The organism is Catellatospora sp. NPDC049609 (assembly GCF_040675365.1).
Lineage (GTDB): Bacteria > Actinomycetota > Actinomycetes > Mycobacteriales > Micromonosporaceae > Catellatospora.
Genome location: NZ_JBFAOU010000010.1, coordinates 81,482 through 97,770 on the forward strand (window position 1 = coordinate 81,482; position 16,289 = coordinate 97,770).

Consider the following 16,289-nt stretch of genomic DNA (forward strand, 5'->3'; position numbering starts at 1 on the left):
TCAGCCCAGCTCGCGGATCAGCCGCTCCCCCTCGGGCCACGGACCGAACCCCGTCGCCGTATCCAGATGCCCCACATCACCCGCATCGAACAACTCCGCACCCCAGTCCTCGGCATAGCGCACGAAGTCGTCGAACCAGCAGTACGGATCACTACGGCTGGCCACCACCACCGCCCGGAACGGCAACCTGCCCCGCGGCACCGGCCACGCCACCCCCGCGCCGTCCCGATACACATCCCCGGCCACCCACGGCGGAGTCACCAGCAACGCCGCCCGCACCGGCCCGCGATGCCGCGCCGCCCACACCACCGTCGCCAGACAACCCGCGCTGTGCGCGACCAGCACCGCAGGCTCATCATCCTCGTTGACCACCCGGTCCAGCGCCGCCACCCGCTCGCCCAGCACCAGCGGCAGACCAGGCGGCTCCGGCGCCCACCGATACTCCGGATGCGCCGCCGCCAACAGGTTCATCCAATGCTCCGCACGCGGCACCCCACGCCCCGGAACCAGCACATACCTACTCACCACACTCGATGATGCCACCCCGGCCCGGCACCGGCCGCCCCGCAGATCAAGGACGCAGATCGCCCGGCTCGCCCGCCTCCAGCGACGTCAGCGGATCCTCACCCAGCTCGCCGCGCTGGTCCAGGACATACAGCAGGATCAGGGCCGGGACCAGCGTCACCAGCGCCACCCCGAACCACGCCAGCATCCACTTCTGCGTGATCGGCGCACCCGCCCCATCGGCGATGGTCAACCCGAACGGCAGCAGGTACGGATACTGCGCCACGCCCCACGCCCACACCAGCGCCGCCACCCCACCCGCCGCCAGCAGCCGCAGCCCCCGCACCCCGCCCCGCGCCGCCCGCATGAACGTCAGCGCCAGCAGCACCGCACCCGCCGCCAGCAGCACCCCGCCCCGCGTGACGAACCGGTCGAACATCTGCGGCGAGTCCCCCCGCAGCGACACCAGCGCACCGATCCCGAACAGCAGCGCCAGCACCCCCGTCCACAGCGCCCGCCTGCGGAAGTACTCCCGCAGGCCCGGCAGCCCCCGGCGGTGCGCCTCGGCGATCAGATACACCGCCGCCAGGAACGCCCCCATCGCCACCGCCAGCAGCCCCACCAGGATCGACGTCGGATTCCACCAGCTCGTGACCTCGTTGCCGGCCGCGTTGCCCGGCGGCACCCGGCCCGCGATGATCCCGCCCAGCGCCGCCCCCAGGCAGAACGGCGTCAGCACCGCACCCAGCCCGAACAGCATCCCGGCGACGTGCCGCCGCCCCGCCCGCGCCGCGTCCTTGCGCAGCGCGAAGTTTGCCCCCCGCAACACGATCCCCAGCGCCGCCAGCATCAGCGGGATGTACAGCGTCGTCATCGCCGACGCGAACGCCGTCCCGAACGCCGTCCACGTCAGCACCAGCAGGTACACCAGCCACACGTGGTTGGCCTCCCACACCGGCGTGATCACCGCGTCGATCAGCGAGCGCACCCGGCCGCCGCCCTCCCGCCCACCCGCGGTCAGATCCCAGAAACCCGCGCCGTAGTCGGCCAGCCCCGACCACGCGTACAGCGTCACGGCCAGCACCACCAGCACCGCGACCGCGTCCGCGGCGGTCACGACGGCGCCTTCTCGGTGCTCGCCTCGACCTCGGGCCGCGGCCCGTAGGGCACCGCCGCGTCGCCGTACTCGCCGATGTCGGCCCGCCGCCACCGGCGCGCCATCGCCCGCAGCACCGTGATCGCGCCCGCAGCCATCACCAGGTAAAGCACGACGACCACGGCGAAGCTGAGCCAGATCCCGTCCGCGCCGGTGACCGCGCTGGAGGTGCGCTCGAACCCGTACACGATCCAGGGCTGGCGGCCTACCTCGGTGACGATCCAGCCGGCCTCGATCGCGATGTAGGTCAGCACCCCGGCCGACGCGGCGATCCACAGGAACGGCTTCGAGCTCGGGATGTCGCGCTTGCGCCACCAGTGCCAGGCGAACCAGATGACGAACAGCATCAGCAGCGTGCCGATGCCCACCATGATGTCGAACGCCCAGTGCACGACGTTGACGTTGGACGGCCGGTCGGCCAGCGGCACCGCGTCCAGGCCCTGCACGTAGGTGTCGGGGCTGTTGCCGGCCAGGATGGAGTTCAGGTTCGGGATGCTGATGCCGCCCGAGACGGTGTTGGTGGCGGCGTCGTACCGGCCGAAGAAGATCTCGGGCTGGTGCGTGCCGGAGTTGGTGACCACCTCCATGGCCGCGAACTTGACCGGCATCTCCTTGAACAGCCAGACCGCGATCAGGTCGCCGACGACCATCTGCACCGGCGTGAAGATCGCCGCCACGGTGAACGGAATGAGGAAGCCCAGCCGGTGGTAGCGGTCGCGGCGCCCGCGCAGCCAGCCGACGGCGTACACCGACGCGACGGTGAACCCCGCCGCCATGTACGCCGCGCACACGAAGTGCAGGAACTCCCACGGCAGCGCCTTGTTGAAGATCGCGGCGATGGGGTCGATGTCGGTCGGCCAGCCGTCCGGGCCGAGGGTGAACCCGGCCGGGGTGTTCATCCACGAGTTCGCCGAGATGATGGAGAACGCGCCGACCAGCGCCACGAACGGGATCGGCAGGCCGAGCTTGAAGTGTGTCCACGGCCGCAGCCGCTTCCAGCCGTAGATGTAGATCGCGACCAGGATCGCCTCGAGGAAGAACGCGATGCCCTCGATCGCGAACGGCAGCCCGAACACGTCGCCGTACTTGCCGGTCAGGCCCGGCCAGAGCAGGCCCATCTCGAACGACAGCACGGTGCCGGAGACCGCGCCGACGGCGAACGTCACGCCGGCCACATGCGACCAGCGCCGAGCCAGGGTCAGCGCGGCCTGGTCGCGCCGCTTGAGTCCCCGGTGCTCGGCGAGCAGCATGAGCGCGGGCAGCGCGACGCCCAGCGGGACCAGGATGATGTGGAACATCAGCGTGAACGCCATCTGCGAGCGCGCCGGCAGTAGCTGGGCGGGTTCGGATGCCGCCAGCAGATCGAACATGTCGCGCTCCCCCGTGAGCTGGACGTCGATTCACCTTAACAGCGACAAATCGCCCAACCCGCTCTTCTATCGGTGAGTCGGGCGAAGCCCGTCCTCATTTGTTCTTGTGCGGAGGAGAGAGGCCACACCCTGTACGGCATCCTAGGAATCTGGGATGTGGCCTTAGGGCAAGAAGAACGAGGCGGCTACCGTGGGCCGCCTCGTTTTTGTCAGATGGTGTGGGCGAGCCGCACCCGGGCCGACAGCGACAGCTGGTGCAGGCTCGCGCTGAGATCGGGCCGCGCGCGCAGCATGTCCTCCAGGCGCACCCGCCACTTGCCGGCCTCGATGCTGCGCGCGTCGGCGCGCTCCGAGCGCAGCAGGTGCTCACGAGTCGCCAGCAAGTCGTCCAGGCACGACGGGCCCACCGCGGCGGCGAGCTCCGCGGCGAACCAGGCGTAGCTGTCGTGATCGGCGCCGGCAGCGGTGACGAGCACGGTGGCTGTATCCCAGGCGACACGTGGCTGGTGCAGTACAGCGGTTTCCATGTTTGCCTCCCCGTTGAGGATGGTCAGCCCTCAAAGGCTAAGGAGGACACCGGTGAATGTGAATCAGACGAAAGGGCGGCCCCCGGCCTGTTCCGTCGCTGGGTGGGAAACCACCCCTAGACCGTCCTAGGACCCTGATGTGCGTGTCCCCCGGCCGCGGTCAGCCCAGGAATCGGTTGACGGCAGCGGCGAGCGCGCCGGGCTCGGGCTGGTGGAACTGGCCGGGCAACGCAGCGAGCTCGCCCAGCGGTGCGGTCTCGGCGATCGTCTTCGCGCCCGCCTGCAGCCAGGGCGGGCTGACGTCGGCGTAGACGGCCAGCACCGGGATGTCGAGCTTGGCGAACCGGTCCGCGGGCAGCGTGCCGTCGCCGGTGATCCGGGCGTCGTACGCCAGTGTCGGCGCGAGCGCCTCCAGCGCGGGCCACATGGGCGCCTGGCGGGCCTGCTCCACCGCCTCCTGCGGCTGGCCCACCACCTTGGTCATGAACAGCTCCACGGCCGCACCCGGGTTGCCTTCGGCGCACAGGCGCTCGTACTCCTCGGCGTAGTTCGGCACCGGGCCGCGGTCCGAGGCGGCGGTGTACGGCGGCTCGACCATGACGAGCCTGCGGATCGGCAGGCCGGCGGCGGCCGCCTCGAAGGCCAGGATCGCGCCCGACGAGACGCCGTAGACGTGCGCCTGCCCGCCCGCCGCGTCGATGACGGCGCGCAGGTCCTCTAACTCCCGCTCGACGGCGTACGGCTGGGTGTCGGTGCTGTCGCCCCGGCCGCGCCGGTCGTAGGCGTAGACGGTGTAGGAGTCGGACAGCAGCTCGGGCAGCGGACCGGCGAAGTCGCGGGCGCAGAACGCACCGCCCACGAGGACGACCGCGGGTCCGGAGCCGGTGGTGGTGTAGGCGATGGTCGTGCCGTCGCCGGAGGTCACAGTACGCACGTCAGTGTTCATACCTGCTCAGACGGCCGCCGTGCCCGGAACTCATCGCTCCCGTGCGGACTGCCTCACCCGCCCTACGCCGTCCTAGGAGGCTGGGCTCGGCAGTTTCGGGGAAAGTGCACGAATGGCGGTGACCGAGGCTGCGATTTCCCCGAAACTGCACGCGCGCCCCGCACACGCGTTCGAGGCCGCAGGTACTACGCTGCGCAGTTGATGTCCACACCGCACACCGATGAGACGAGCCGGCCCTGCGCGTACTGCGGCAAGCCGGTCGTCCAGCGCGCCTCCGCCGGCCGGCCGTTCCGCTACTGCCGCGACAACGACGGCGCCTGCCAGTCCGCCGCGCGCAACAGCAGGCTGCGCCACCGCAACTCCCCCGGACTCGCTGGGCAGGTCGCGAAGGCGTACGAGGTGGTCGAGCGGTTGGAGCAGGTCGCCGAGACGCTCGCCGAGGCGCTGGAGGCCGAGCTCTCCCCCACCGGCGTGGAACGCCAGCTCGCCGAGGTCCGCGCCGAGGCGGCGAACGCGGTCTCGGCCGCGCACACCGAGCGTGACGAGGCCCGCCACGACGCCGAACGCGCCGCCAGGGTGGCCCGCGAGTCCGTCGACGCGGCCGCGCGTGCCCGCGCCGACGCCGAGGTCGCGGTCCGCGACGCCGAGGAAAGCGCCGAGGCGGCGATCCGTGCGGGGCGCGAGGCGGCACAGGCCGAGATCGCCGCGGCCCAGCAGCAGGCCGCGGAGCAGGGGCGACGTGCGGAGCAGGCGGACGCCGCGGCGGCCGAGTCGGCGCGTGCCGCCACGGCGGCGCTGGGCGAGCGTGACGCCGCCCGGCGGGACCAGGCCGCCGCCGACGCGCTGCGGGTCGAGGCGTACCGGGATCGCGACGCCACCCGGGCTGCGGCCGACCAGGTGCAGGCCGCGTTCGACCTGGCTCGCGCGGCGGCCGAGGAGGCCGGTCGCGAAGCGGAGGCGTCGAAGGCGGAGCTGGTCCGCGCGCAGCAGCAGACCGCGGCGGCACAGGCCGAGCTCGCCGAGGTACGCCGAGAGCATGCGCAGCAGGTCACGAGCCTGCGGGCGGAACTGGCGGCCGTGCAGGGCACGCTCGCCACCGCGGAGACGGCACGGGCGGCCGCCGAGGCGGCGGCGCAGCAGCGGCAGACCGACGTGACCGTGCTGACCGTGCAGCGGGACGCGGCGGTGGCCGAGGCGGCCGCGCTGCGCGCCCGCGTCGACGAGCTCACGGGCCAGGTCGGGCAGCTCGCCGGAACGCTCACCCAGCTCACCGCGAAGCTGACGGTGCCCGCCCAGCCCGAGACGAAGGCCGTCGAGTCGCTGGCCTGACCGGCGAAGACCTCCGGACCTGACGCAGACGAACGCGGCCCGGCAGGTGGGGGCTGCTTCGGCTACCAGTCCTCGACGACGTGATCATCGGCGAGGTCGCGCAGCCCGTCGGCGATCTCGTTGAGGTAGCCGGTCAGCACCTCGCTCTCGGTCGGGCAGTCCCGCCAGTGGGCGCGGGCCTGATCGAGCAGGGCGAGCAGCCTCGCATTGATCATGACCAGGCGCCGGTCGCCGAGGCTGTCGGCGACACCGGCCCATTCCCAGTCGACCTCGCCGTCGTAGCGCTCGCCGTCGCAGATGGCACGCTGCAACCCGTAGGTGACGTCCACGTACGCGTGCCAAGCGGCCTGCTGGAGTGTCGTGCTGTCCAACGCGTGGGCTCCCGGCTCCCTCGATGGCTGTCGTCGGCTACGACGGTACGCCGCGCTCGCCGCCACGGCAGCTCCGTGATCGCCGGAGCAGTCGCCGGATGGCCTACAGAAATGCCACAAAGCCGCATTCGGGGCATAAACCTCGGTAGGGTCAACGGGAGCGACCAGCAAGGAGCGGACGATGACCGACTACACAGCCGAAAAGCAGATCGACCACGATGTGACCGCGGCGTTCGCATATCTCGCCGATCCGGCCAACCTGCCGCAGTACTTCCCGCACATGACCTCGGCGAAGCTGGTCGAGCCCGAGCTCGTGCAGACCACCGCGGTCGTCGACACCGACGGCGACGGGGTCGAGGAGAAGGTCAGCGGGCGAGCCTGGTTCCACGCCGACCGCGACGCGCACGAGATCAGCTGGGGGTCGCCCGGCTCGGACGAGTACAGCGGGTCGCTGAAGGTCACCGAAGCCGGCGGGTCGAGCCTGCTCAAGCTGCGGATCCACACCACCGAGGACCATCCCGGGGTGCAGGAGAGCCTGGACGAGGCCCTGGAGTCGATCGCCCGCAGACTCGCGGCCCAGTCGGCCCGGTAGCGGCACCGAAGTACGCCGCTCCGGTCAGCCTTCCTCGTCCCAGTTGATCTGCGGAGCGTCGATGCGGGCGGGGTCGAGCAGCTTCGCGGAGCGGTGGTGCGGGCGTACGTAGAACTCCTCCGCCCAGGTGACGTACGAGTGGAGCTTGGCGCCCATGTCGCTGAGCAGTTCGAGGTGCACGCCCAGCCACGCGGCGAAGGCGAACCGGCCGTGGATCTCGTGCCGGTGCGGGCCGATCTCCGCGACGGCGGACTTGGTCCCGATCATGGCCATGATGCCCTTGTCGCGATACCGGAACGACTGCGGCGCCTCGCCGCGGGTCTGGGCGAGGATGTTGTCGGCCACCCACCGCCCCGACTGCTGCGCGACGCTGCCGAGCTGCGGCAGTGCCGGGTCGTCGCCGGACGGGATGTTCGCGACGTCGCCGATGGCGTGCACGCGCGGGTGTCCCGGCACGCTGAGGTCGGGCTGGACGTCGATCCGCCCGCCGCGCCCGCAGGTCAGGCCGCAGGCGTCGGCGACGGCGGCGGCCTTCTCGCCGCCTCCCCACACCACCAGCCTGGTCTTGATCACGGTGTCGTCGGAGAGGGTGACGGAGCCGGCGTCGACCTGCTTCACCCTGGTGCCCAGGCGCAGGGTCACGCCGCGGCGCTTGAGCTGCTTGGCGGCGTACTCGCCGGATTCGTGGGAGAAGGCCGACAGCAGGATCTGGCCGCCGTCGACGAGGGTGATCTGCGCCTGGGCGCAGGGCACGTCGCGGTGGACGCCGGGCATCACGTCGTGGACGAGCTCGGCCAGTGCTCCCGCGGTCTCGACGCCGGTGGGCCCGCCGCCGACGATGACGAAGTTGAGCGCGCCCTCGTCGATCAGGCTCGGGTTGTTGGCGACGTCCTCGAAGATGGTGAGCACGCGGCCGCGGACCTGCAGCGCGTCCTCGACGCTGTACAGCGGGAAAGCGTGCTCGGGGGCGCCGGGCGTGTTGAAGAAGTTGGGCTGGGCGCCGGCGGCGAGCACGAGGTGGTCGGCGGTGAGGGTCTCGCCGCCGGCCAGGGTGACGGTCATCGCGTCGGGGTCGACGGCGGTGACGTCGACCTTGCGTACGGTGACGTTGGGGCTGCCACGGAACAGCCGTTCCAGGTCGAACTGCACGTCCTTGGAGGTCAGCTCGGCGGTGGCGACCTGGTACAGCAGCGGCTGGAACTGTTGGAATCCGGCGCGGTCGAGCAGCTGGACCCGGACGCCGGGCTTGCCGGACAGGCGTTTGGCGCAGGCGACGCCGGCCAGACCTCCGCCCACGATGACCACATCGACGTCCGCGCTCATGATGATCTTCCCCGTTTCGGCCGGGCCGGGTGAGCATTCATTCTCCCCCGATGGCAGTCATAAGGTGCCGAAAGCAGCTGAAACACCCGCGTGCCCGGTCGGGCGGTGCGGGCGAGGCCGCTCAGGAGTCGCGACCGGGATGGGGCAGCTGCGCGGACCGCCGCCGGCCGATGCGGCTCCACAGGGCGCGCTGGGCGCGCAGGGTCGCGAAGCCCGCGACGATCAGGATGACGATGTTGAGCAGCAACTGCAGCAGCGACCCACCCGCCTGGTCGAGGCTGCCGACAGCGAGCGAGACCCCGACATCGGCGGCGGCCGGGATGGTGGTGACGGAGACGAACACGCCGATGAGCGTGCTGGAGCGGGTGTGGGTCAGCGCGACGATGCCGGCGATGCCGGCCAGCAGGGCCACCGCGACGGAGTAGAAGTCGGGGGTGTCGATGAGGTGGGACACCGGCCGGATGCCCCGCGCGAACGCGGGCGGGACCAGGTCGAGGACCCGCACCAGCAGCGTGAACGCGTACGAGGCGAGCACGGCCAGGGTGAAGCCCACGGTCAGCGCGAGCAGGCCGTGGGCGATCGGGCGCCGCTGGTGCCGGTCGAGGCCGAGGGCGACGCCGGTGATGGCGCCGTACTCCGGGCCGAGGATCATCGCGGCGACGATGAGGATCTGCGAGTTGGTGAGCAGCCCCGCGGCGCCGATCACGCCGGCGACCACGAGCAGGAGCAGGAAGCTCGGCGTGTACGCGGCGTCGGCGCGGATCCGGGCCTCCACGCCGGCCCACAGCGGTGCCTGCGCCATGGGGCCGGGCAGCCGGGCGGCGACGGCGTCGGCGTGGTCGGAGACGGCCAGCCCGACCGGGTCGGCGGTCAGCGAGCCGTGGCGGGGCACCTCCAGGCCGCGCAGCGTCGCCAGCACCTCGTCGGCGGCTCCGGCGAGCACGTCGCATTCGAGCAGGTCGCCCGCGGGTTCACGGATCGCGTCGCGGCGCACGGCGAGGTTGAGCACGCAGGGTTCGGCGGCGAGCGCGGTGACGATCCGGTCGGTGCGCTCCGGTGGGCTGACCACGCGGAGATGGATCACGTCCACGCCGGGCCTCCGGGCCAAAGTCCGCACAGCAGAGTCGCAATAGCTCATAAAATATCATCAAACTGACTTGAGGCCCGGTGTCCTCACGGCGGCCGGGCGGCCACGGAGCGGGGATGATCGCGATGACCGGACCAGGGCGGACCACATGGTGACCGCGGTCGACGCGGTGGTCACGTCGGAGCCGGGCGCGGTCGCGCCGTCGCCGTTCCCGCCGATCGCGCAGTACGCGTTCCTGTCCGACTGCCACACCGGCGCGCTGATCGCCCCCGACGGCTCGGTGGACTGGCTGTGCGTGCCAAGCTTCGACTCGCCGAGCATCTTCGGCAGCCTGCTGGACCGCGAGGCGGGCATGTTCCGGTTCGGACCGTACGCGATCGCGCACCCGACGGCGCGGGAGTACCGGCCGGGCACGAACGTGCTGGAGACGACGTGGCGCACCCCGGGCGGCTGGCTGCAGGTGACCGACGCGCTGGTCATCGGCCCGCGCGGGACGCCGGACGTGGTCACCCCGCACACCCGGCCGCCCGCCGACGACGACGCCGCGCACCTGCTGGTGCGCACCGCGGTGTGCCTGAAGGGCGAGGTGGAGCTGGAGCTGGTGTGCGAGCCGGTGTTCGACTACGGCCGCAACCCGGCGGTGTGGGCGATGAACCCCGACGAGCCGTCCACGGCCCGCGCGGGCGACGGCAGCCGTGAAATCCGGCTGCGTACCGATCTGCCGCTGGGCATCGAGGGCAACCGCATCCGGGCCCGGCGGGTGCTGCGCGCCGGCGACCGGGCGTACTGCGTGCTGTCCTGGGCCGAGGCGGAGGCGGAGCCGCCGGACGATGAGCAGGCGCACGCGATGATCGAGTCGACCACCGAGTACTGGCGGACGTGGCTGGCCGGGGCGCGTATCCCGGACCACCGCTGGCGCGAGCCGCTGCAGCGCTCGGCGCTGGTCATCAAGGGGCTGACCTACATGCCGACGGGTGCGACGGTCGCCGCGCTGACCACGTCGCTGCCGGAGACGCCCGGCGGCGAGCGCAACTGGGACTACCGCTACACGTGGATGCGCGACACCACGTTCACGCTCAAGGCGCTGCACTGGCTGAACCTCGAGTGGGAGGCCGAGGAGTTCATGCAGTTCGTCGCTGACGTCGAGGCGACCGAGGACGGCTCGCTGCAGATCATGTACGGCATCGACGGCCGCCGCGTGCTGACCGAGTCGACCCGCGACGAGCTGTCCGGCTACGACGGCGCGCGGCCGGTGCGCATCGGCAACGCGGCGTACGACCAGCGCCAGAACGACGTGTACGGCGCGGTGCTGGCCTCGATCCTGCTGCACACCCGGCACAGCAGGCGCCTGCCGCGGCGGCTGTGGCCGATCGTGGTCTCGCAGGCCGAATGCGCCACCCGGGTGTGGCAGCAGCCGGACCAGGGCATCTGGGAGGCGCGCGGCGAGCCGCAGCACTACGTGTCGTCGAAGCTGATGTGCTGGGTGGCACTGGACCGGGCGGCGGCCCTGGCCGACATCCGCGGCGACACCGCCCAGGCCAGGACCTGGCGCGACACCGCCGAGCAGATCCGCGCCGACATCCTCGCCCACGGCGTCAGCGAGCGCGGCGTGCTGCGCCAGCACTACGGCACCGACGCGCTGGACGCCTCGACGCTGCTGGCCGCGCTGTTCGGGTTCCTGCCGCCGGGCGACCAGCGGCTGCGCGACACCGTCGAGGCGATCGCCGACGAGCTGAGCGAGAACGGGTTCGTGCTGCGCTACCGCACCGACCAGACCGACGACGGGATGAGCGGCAAGGAGGGCACGTTCCTGATCTGCTCGTTCTGGCTCGTGTCGGCGCTGGCGGTGGTGGGCGAGCGGGGCCGGGCCCGGGACATGATGGAGCGGCTGCTCAACATCGCCTCGCCGCTGGGCCTGTACGCCGAGGAGTTCGACGTCGAGGCCGGCCGGCACCTGGGCAACTTCCCGCAGGCGTTCTCGCACCTGGCGCTGATCGAGGCCGCGGGGCGGATCATCCTGGCGGAGGTCATCGAGGAGCTGTGAGCGGGCTGCCCGCGGTCAGCGCGCCGGGACGCGGCTATGCGCCGTCGCCGACGAGTCGGAACGTCATGCTGCTCACGCCATCAGGACCGGCCGCGATCGGCGCTGTGCCGGCGGCAACGCTTTCGACAGCGCCGACCACCGCTGGCCGGCTGTAGCCGGACCTGCCGGGCGGGTTGCGCCGAACGCCGCGCCGGGACGGCCGGTGCGCATAAAGTGATCTTAATGTGCAGGTCACCGCGCCGGCACGGGTGCAGGGCGCGCGATGACCGGATCGCCGAACCGACGCTCCGACACCGGCCGGCCGCGACTGCGCCCGGCCGAGGAAGGCGGGAACCGATGGCACCGTCACCCACCCCGGCAGACGACGCCGAGCAGCTGATGATGGGCGCCGTGCCCGGCGCCGCCGCGCTCGGCCGGGGCCCGGCCCCCGACGGCGAGCACTCCCGCCACGAGTACCACCATCCCGCCGCGGGCTGGGGCGCGGCGCGCAGCGTCGCGAGCGTGCTCGTGCGGTCCCCGGAGCCGATCGAGGGCATCCGGGCGATCATGACGATGAACCAGGAGGACGGCGGGTTCGACTGCCCCGGCTGCGCCTGGCCGGACGACCCGACCGGGCTGCGCCTGGACATCTGCGAGAACGGCGTCAAGCACGCCACCTGGGAGATGGCCCCGGCCAGAGCCGACCGGGACTTCTTCGCCACGCACACCGTCGCCGAGCTGGCCGCGTGGAGCGACCACGACCTGGAGGCGGTGGGCCGGCTCGCCGAGCCGATGACCTACGACCCCGACAGCGACCGCTACCTGCCGATCTCCTGGGACGACGCGTTCGCCCTGGTCGGGCAGGTGCTGCGGGGGCTGGCCAGCCCGCACGAGGCCGCGTTCTACACCTCGGGGCGGCTGAGCAACGAGGCGACGTTCCTCTACCAGCTGTGGGTACGCGAGTACGGCACCAACAACCTGCCGGACTGCTCCAACATGTGCCACGAGGCCAGCGGCCGGGCGCTGACCGCGGCGATCGGCAGCGGCAAGGGCACCACCGACCTGGCGGACTGGGAGCTGGCCGACGCGATCTGGCTGATGGGCGACAACGCGGCCAGCAACGCGCCCCGCATGCTGACCTCACTGGCCGAGGCCGACCGGCGCGGTGCGGCGCTGGTGCACATCAACCCGCTGATCGAGGCGGCGTCGCGGCGCACCATCGTGCCGCACGAGCTCGTCGACATGGCCACCTTCCGCACCACCCGCACCGGCACCATGAACGTGCAGGTCCGCATCGGCGGCGACCTGGCCCTGATGCGGGGGGTGGCCAAGGCCGTGCTGGAGGCCGCCGAGACGGACCCTGACGCGCTCGACCGGGTGTTCATCGAGCAGCACACGCACGGGTTCGACGCCTACCGCGCCGCCGTCGCGGCGACGCCGTGGGCCGACATCGTGCGCGGCGCGGGCGTGCCCGAGACCGACATCCGCCGCCTGGCCACGTCGTACCTGTCCGCGCAGCGGGTGATCATCGCGTGGTGCCTGGGGCTGACCCAGCACGAGCACGGCGTAGACACGGTCCGCGAGATCACCAACGTGCTGCTGCTGCGCGGCAACATCGGCCGGGAGGGCGCCGGCCCGGCGCCGGTGCGCGGGCACAGCAACGTGCAGGGCAACCGCACGTGCGGCATCGACCACCGGCCCGGCGCGGCGTTCCTGGACCGGCTGGCGCAGGTGTGCGGCATCGACCCGCCGCGCGAGCACGGACTGGGCACCGTCGCGACGATCGAGGCGATGCTGCGCCGGGAGGTGAAGGTGTTCGTGGCGCTGGGCGGCAACTTCGCGCTGGCCGCGCCGGACCTGCCGCGCACCTTCGAGGCGCTGCGCAACTGCGACCTGACCGTGCAGGTGAGCACCAAGCTCAACCGCAGCCACCTCGTGCACGGGCGGCGTGCCCTGATCCTGCCGTGCCTGGGCCGCACCGAGCACGACGTGCAGGCCGGCGGCGAGCAGGGCGTCACGGTCGAGGACTCGATGGCGATGGTGCACATGTCGTACGGGATGAAGGAGCCCGCCTCGCCGCACCTGCGCTCGGAGTGCTCGATCCTGGGCGGGATGGCGCGGGCGACGCTGCCCGGCAGCCGCACCCCGTGGCAGGACTACGTCGACGACTACGACCGCATCCGCGACACCATGGCGCAGGTGGTGGACGGGTTCGCCGACGTCAACACCAGGGCCCGGTGCCCGCACGGGTTCCGGCTCCCGCAGCCCGCCCGCGAGCGGGTGTGGCTCACCCCGTCGGGGCGGGCGGAGTTCTGGTCCGGGCCGCTGCCCGACGACGTCGACCCGGGCGAGGGGCGGCTCATGCTGACCACGATCCGCTCGCACGACCAGTTCAACACGAGCATCTACTCCAACGACGACCGCTACCGGGGCCTGAAAGGGCTGCGCACGGTGATCTTCATGAACGCCGACGACATGCGCGAACGCGGGCTGGCCGAGTTCGACCTGATCGACGTGACGAGCTTCTCCCGCGACGGCACCAGGCGCACGGTGTACGGCTACCGGGCGGTGGCCTACGACGTCCCGCCGGGCAACGCGGCCGGGTACATGCCGGAGCTGAACGTGCTGTGCGGGCTGGCGGACCTGAGCAGCCAGAGCGAGCAGCCGGTGACCAAGCATCTCGTGGTCGAGGTGACCAGGCAGGCGTCGGCGCTGCGCACCGGGTGAGGTGACCGGCCGGCCCTCCTGCTGTGGGAGGAGGCCCGGCCGGTGGCAGGAGGCGGGGTCGGGCTCGCGGCAGGAGGTTCCGGGCCGCCGCCGCGACGAGGGTCGGGGTATGACCTCTTCCCTGCGTACCTCCCCCTTCCGGACCGCGCTGCGCGGCAGCCCGGAGCTGACCGGTTTCGCCGCTGTCATGGCGATCCTGGCCCTGGTCTGCGCCGCCGGCCTGCTCGCCGACGACCGGACCGTGCTGGGCCAGCCCGTCTGGCTCAAGCCGCTCAAGTTCGCGGTCTCCCTCATGGTGTACGGCTTCACCCTGGCCTGGCTGCTGGCGTACCTGCGCCGGGGCAGGCGGGTGGCCCGCGTGGCCGCGGTGGTGATCGTGGTCAACGCCGTCGCCGAGGTCGGGATCATCGTGTTCCAGGCGGCCCGCGGGCGCCCGAGCCACTTCAACGAGGCGACGCCGCTCGACGAGGTGCTGTGGCGGGCGATGGGCGCCACCATCATGGTGCTGTGGCTGGCCACCGTCGTGCTGACCGTGCTGCTGTGGCGCGACGGCATGCCCGACCGGGCGGGCTCCTGGGCGGTGCGGCTGGGCATGCTCCTGCTGCTGCTCGGCCTGCTGCAGGGTTTCACCATGGTGATCCCGACCGCCGAGCAGATCGCCCTCGACGAGCAGGGCGTGCAGACATTGCTGGGCGCGCACGCGGTCGGTGTCGCCGACGGCGGGCCGGGCATGCCGCTGACCGGCTGGAGCACCACCGGCGGTGACCTGCGCATCGGGCACTTCGTGGGCATCCACGGGCTGCAGGCGATGCTGCTGTTCCTGATGGCGCTGCCGGTCGCCGCCGGCGCGGCGCGGCGGGCGCGGCTGGTGTTCGTGTTCGCGTACGCGTACGCGGGTCTGCTGGTGCTGGTGACGTGGCAGGCGCTGCGCGGCCAGCCACTGACCGACCCGGACACGGCGACGCTGGCGGCGTTCGGCGTGCTGGCGGGCACGACCGCGCTCGGTGCGCTGGCGGCGTGGCGGCGGCCGGTCCCCGCGGCCGGGGCCGCGCTGGCAGATCAAGGATTCTGAATCGATACACGGCGATGCATGCGGCTAGGTTGACGGCACCCTGCCCACTCCCCCAGGAGGTATCCCATGACATCGCGCCGCATCGTGCGGGCGCTGCTGGCGGCCCTGCTCGGCGCGGGCGCCGCGGCGGCCGCCGGCGCGCCCGCCCAGGCCGCCACGCCCGACCGCTGGGCGTTCGCCTTCATGCACAACCCGACCCCGCCCGCCGGGCTCCTGATGGACCCGGCCCGGCAGTGGAAGAGCGACAACATCCCCAACAGCACGGTCAGCCCACTCGTCGTCGGCCGCTACCGGGTCGTCTTCCCCAACATCGCCTCCGCCAACGGCGTCGCGCACGTGACCGCCGTCGCGGGCGACCCGCGCTGGTGCCAGGTCTGGAACTACTACGCCTCCGGCGCGAACCAGATCGTCGAGGTGCAGTGCTACAAGTACGCCGGCGCCGCGATCGTGCCGGACTGGTCGGCGTTCACGGTCATGTACTCGACCAGCTCCGGCCCCCTGGTCGGACCCGGCACGTACGCCTACGTGCAGGGCAAGTCCACCGGCGGCACGCAGACGTCGTACAACCCCGGTCCGGGCGTCAACACCGTCAGCCACGGCGGCATCGGCTCGGGCACCTACAAGGTCTGGCTGCCCGGCGTCAGCACCGGCTCGTACGACGGCAACCTGCAGGTGACCGCGCAGCACCCGAACAGCCCGCGCCGGTGCAAGGTCGACAGCTGGAACCCGGGCGGCGCCGGCCTGGACGTCGTCGTGCGCTGCTACGACCACACCGGCGCGCCCGCCGACAGCTGGTTCGACCTGACCTACCACCGCGAGCGCTCCGTCTACGGCGCGTTCGACCCGCCGAAGCACTTCGCCTACCTGTGGACCCCGGGATGGCCCGGCCCGACCAGCTACAACTCCGTCGGCTCGGTCAACAACCTGGCCCTGGCCGGGGTGAACCTGCACTACATCGAGTTCCACAAGGTCGGCATCGGCCAGGGCCACGTGCAGGTCACCGCGTTCAAGGGCGGCTCGGACTACTGCAACCTGCAGAACGTGTGGGGGCTGTCCGGCTCGGTCGTGCTGGTCCGCAACGTGATCTGCTGGACGGCCGCGGGCGGCCCGGCCAGCCCGCAGTCGTTCGTCACGTACAGCTCGCGCGTCTGAGCGCGGGGACCCGTGGCGGTCCGCCGCCTGGCCACGTCGTACCTGTCCGCGCAGCGGGTGATCATCGCGTGGTGCCTGGGGCTGACCCAGCACGAGCACGGCGTAGACAC

General features: G+C 72.0%; 14 protein-coding genes. 6 read left to right on the plus strand and 8 right to left on the minus strand.

What is annotated here, in order from left to right; genetic code table 11:
• The 5 genes from AB0J67_RS05105 to AB0J67_RS05125 all read right to left on the minus strand — a co-directional run bounded on the left by AB0J67_RS05105 (position 1) and on the right by AB0J67_RS05125 (position 4,491).
• Complete coding sequence (locus AB0J67_RS05105; protein ID WP_363476393.1) at positions 1-543, minus strand: alpha/beta hydrolase; 543 nt, start codon at positions 541-543, stop codon at positions 1-3.
• Between the two features lie 28 nt (positions 544-571).
• Positions 572-1,621 carry a cytochrome d ubiquinol oxidase subunit II gene (locus AB0J67_RS05110; RefSeq protein WP_363476395.1) on the minus strand — a complete coding sequence of 350 codons (1,050 nt, stop codon included), beginning with the start codon at positions 1,619-1,621 and terminating at the stop codon, positions 572-574.
• Positions 1,618-3,030 carry a cytochrome ubiquinol oxidase subunit I gene (locus AB0J67_RS05115; protein WP_363476397.1) on the minus strand — a complete coding sequence of 471 codons (1,413 nt, stop codon included), beginning with the start codon at positions 3,028-3,030 and terminating at the stop codon, positions 1,618-1,620. Before AB0J67_RS05115 ends, AB0J67_RS05110 begins: the two co-directional genes overlap by 4 nt.
• Positions 3,031-3,239: 209 nt before the next feature.
• Positions 3,240-3,557, minus strand: a complete 318-nt coding sequence (locus AB0J67_RS05120) for a hypothetical protein (protein ID WP_363476398.1) — start codon at positions 3,555-3,557, stop codon at positions 3,240-3,242.
• A gap of 160 nt (positions 3,558-3,717) precedes the next feature.
• Complete coding sequence (locus AB0J67_RS05125; RefSeq protein WP_363476400.1) at positions 3,718-4,491, minus strand: alpha/beta hydrolase; 774 nt, start codon at positions 4,489-4,491, stop codon at positions 3,718-3,720.
• A gap of 213 nt (positions 4,492-4,704) precedes the next feature.
• Here AB0J67_RS05125 and AB0J67_RS05130 point away from each other — a divergent pair, with 213 nt between their 5' ends.
• Positions 4,705-5,832, plus strand: a complete 1,128-nt coding sequence (locus AB0J67_RS05130; RefSeq protein WP_363476401.1) for a hypothetical protein — start codon at positions 4,705-4,707, stop codon at positions 5,830-5,832.
• 62 nt (positions 5,833-5,894) lie between these two features.
• Here the strand turns inward: AB0J67_RS05130 and AB0J67_RS05135 are convergent, their stop codons facing one another.
• Positions 5,895-6,203: a hypothetical protein gene (locus AB0J67_RS05135; protein WP_363476403.1), complete on the minus strand. Its 309-nt coding sequence runs from the start codon at positions 6,201-6,203 to the stop codon at positions 5,895-5,897.
• A gap of 181 nt (positions 6,204-6,384) precedes the next feature.
• On the opposite strand from AB0J67_RS05135, the gene AB0J67_RS05140 reads away from it, so the two are divergent.
• A complete protein-coding gene (locus AB0J67_RS05140; protein WP_363476405.1) occupies positions 6,385-6,795 on the plus strand; it encodes an SRPBCC family protein in 411 nt (136 codons plus the stop codon).
• A 24-nt stretch (positions 6,796-6,819) separates the two neighbouring features.
• On the opposite strand, the gene AB0J67_RS05145 is transcribed toward AB0J67_RS05140, so the two are convergent.
• A complete protein-coding gene (locus AB0J67_RS05145; protein WP_363476407.1) occupies positions 6,820-8,118 on the minus strand; it encodes an NAD(P)/FAD-dependent oxidoreductase in 1,299 nt (432 codons plus the stop codon).
• A 121-nt stretch (positions 8,119-8,239) separates the two neighbouring features.
• A complete protein-coding gene (locus AB0J67_RS05150; RefSeq protein WP_363476408.1) occupies positions 8,240-9,208 on the minus strand; it encodes a DUF389 domain-containing protein in 969 nt (322 codons plus the stop codon).
• A gap of 145 nt (positions 9,209-9,353) precedes the next feature.
• Here AB0J67_RS05150 and AB0J67_RS05155 point away from each other — a divergent pair, with 145 nt between their 5' ends.
• The 4 genes from AB0J67_RS05155 (at position 9,354) to AB0J67_RS05170 (ending at position 16,179) form a co-directional block, all read left to right on the plus strand.
• Entirely contained in the window at positions 9,354-11,249 is a 1,896-nt protein-coding gene (locus AB0J67_RS05155) for a glycoside hydrolase family 15 protein (RefSeq protein WP_363476410.1), read from the plus strand.
• A gap of 336 nt (positions 11,250-11,585) precedes the next feature.
• Positions 11,586-13,955 carry an FdhF/YdeP family oxidoreductase gene (locus AB0J67_RS05160; RefSeq protein ID WP_363476412.1) on the plus strand — a complete coding sequence of 790 codons (2,370 nt, stop codon included), beginning with the start codon at positions 11,586-11,588 and terminating at the stop codon, positions 13,953-13,955.
• A gap of 109 nt (positions 13,956-14,064) precedes the next feature.
• Positions 14,065-15,027, plus strand: coding sequence for a hypothetical protein (locus AB0J67_RS05165; RefSeq protein ID WP_363476414.1), 963 nt, complete (start codon positions 14,065-14,067; stop codon positions 15,025-15,027).
• Positions 15,028-15,093: 66 nt separating this feature from the next.
• The gene (locus tag AB0J67_RS05170; RefSeq protein WP_363476416.1) at positions 15,094-16,179 is read left to right on the plus strand and encodes a hypothetical protein; all 1,086 of its coding nucleotides are present in this window, start codon (positions 15,094-15,096) and stop codon (positions 16,177-16,179) included.
• Positions 16,180-16,289 lie beyond the last annotated feature (110 nt).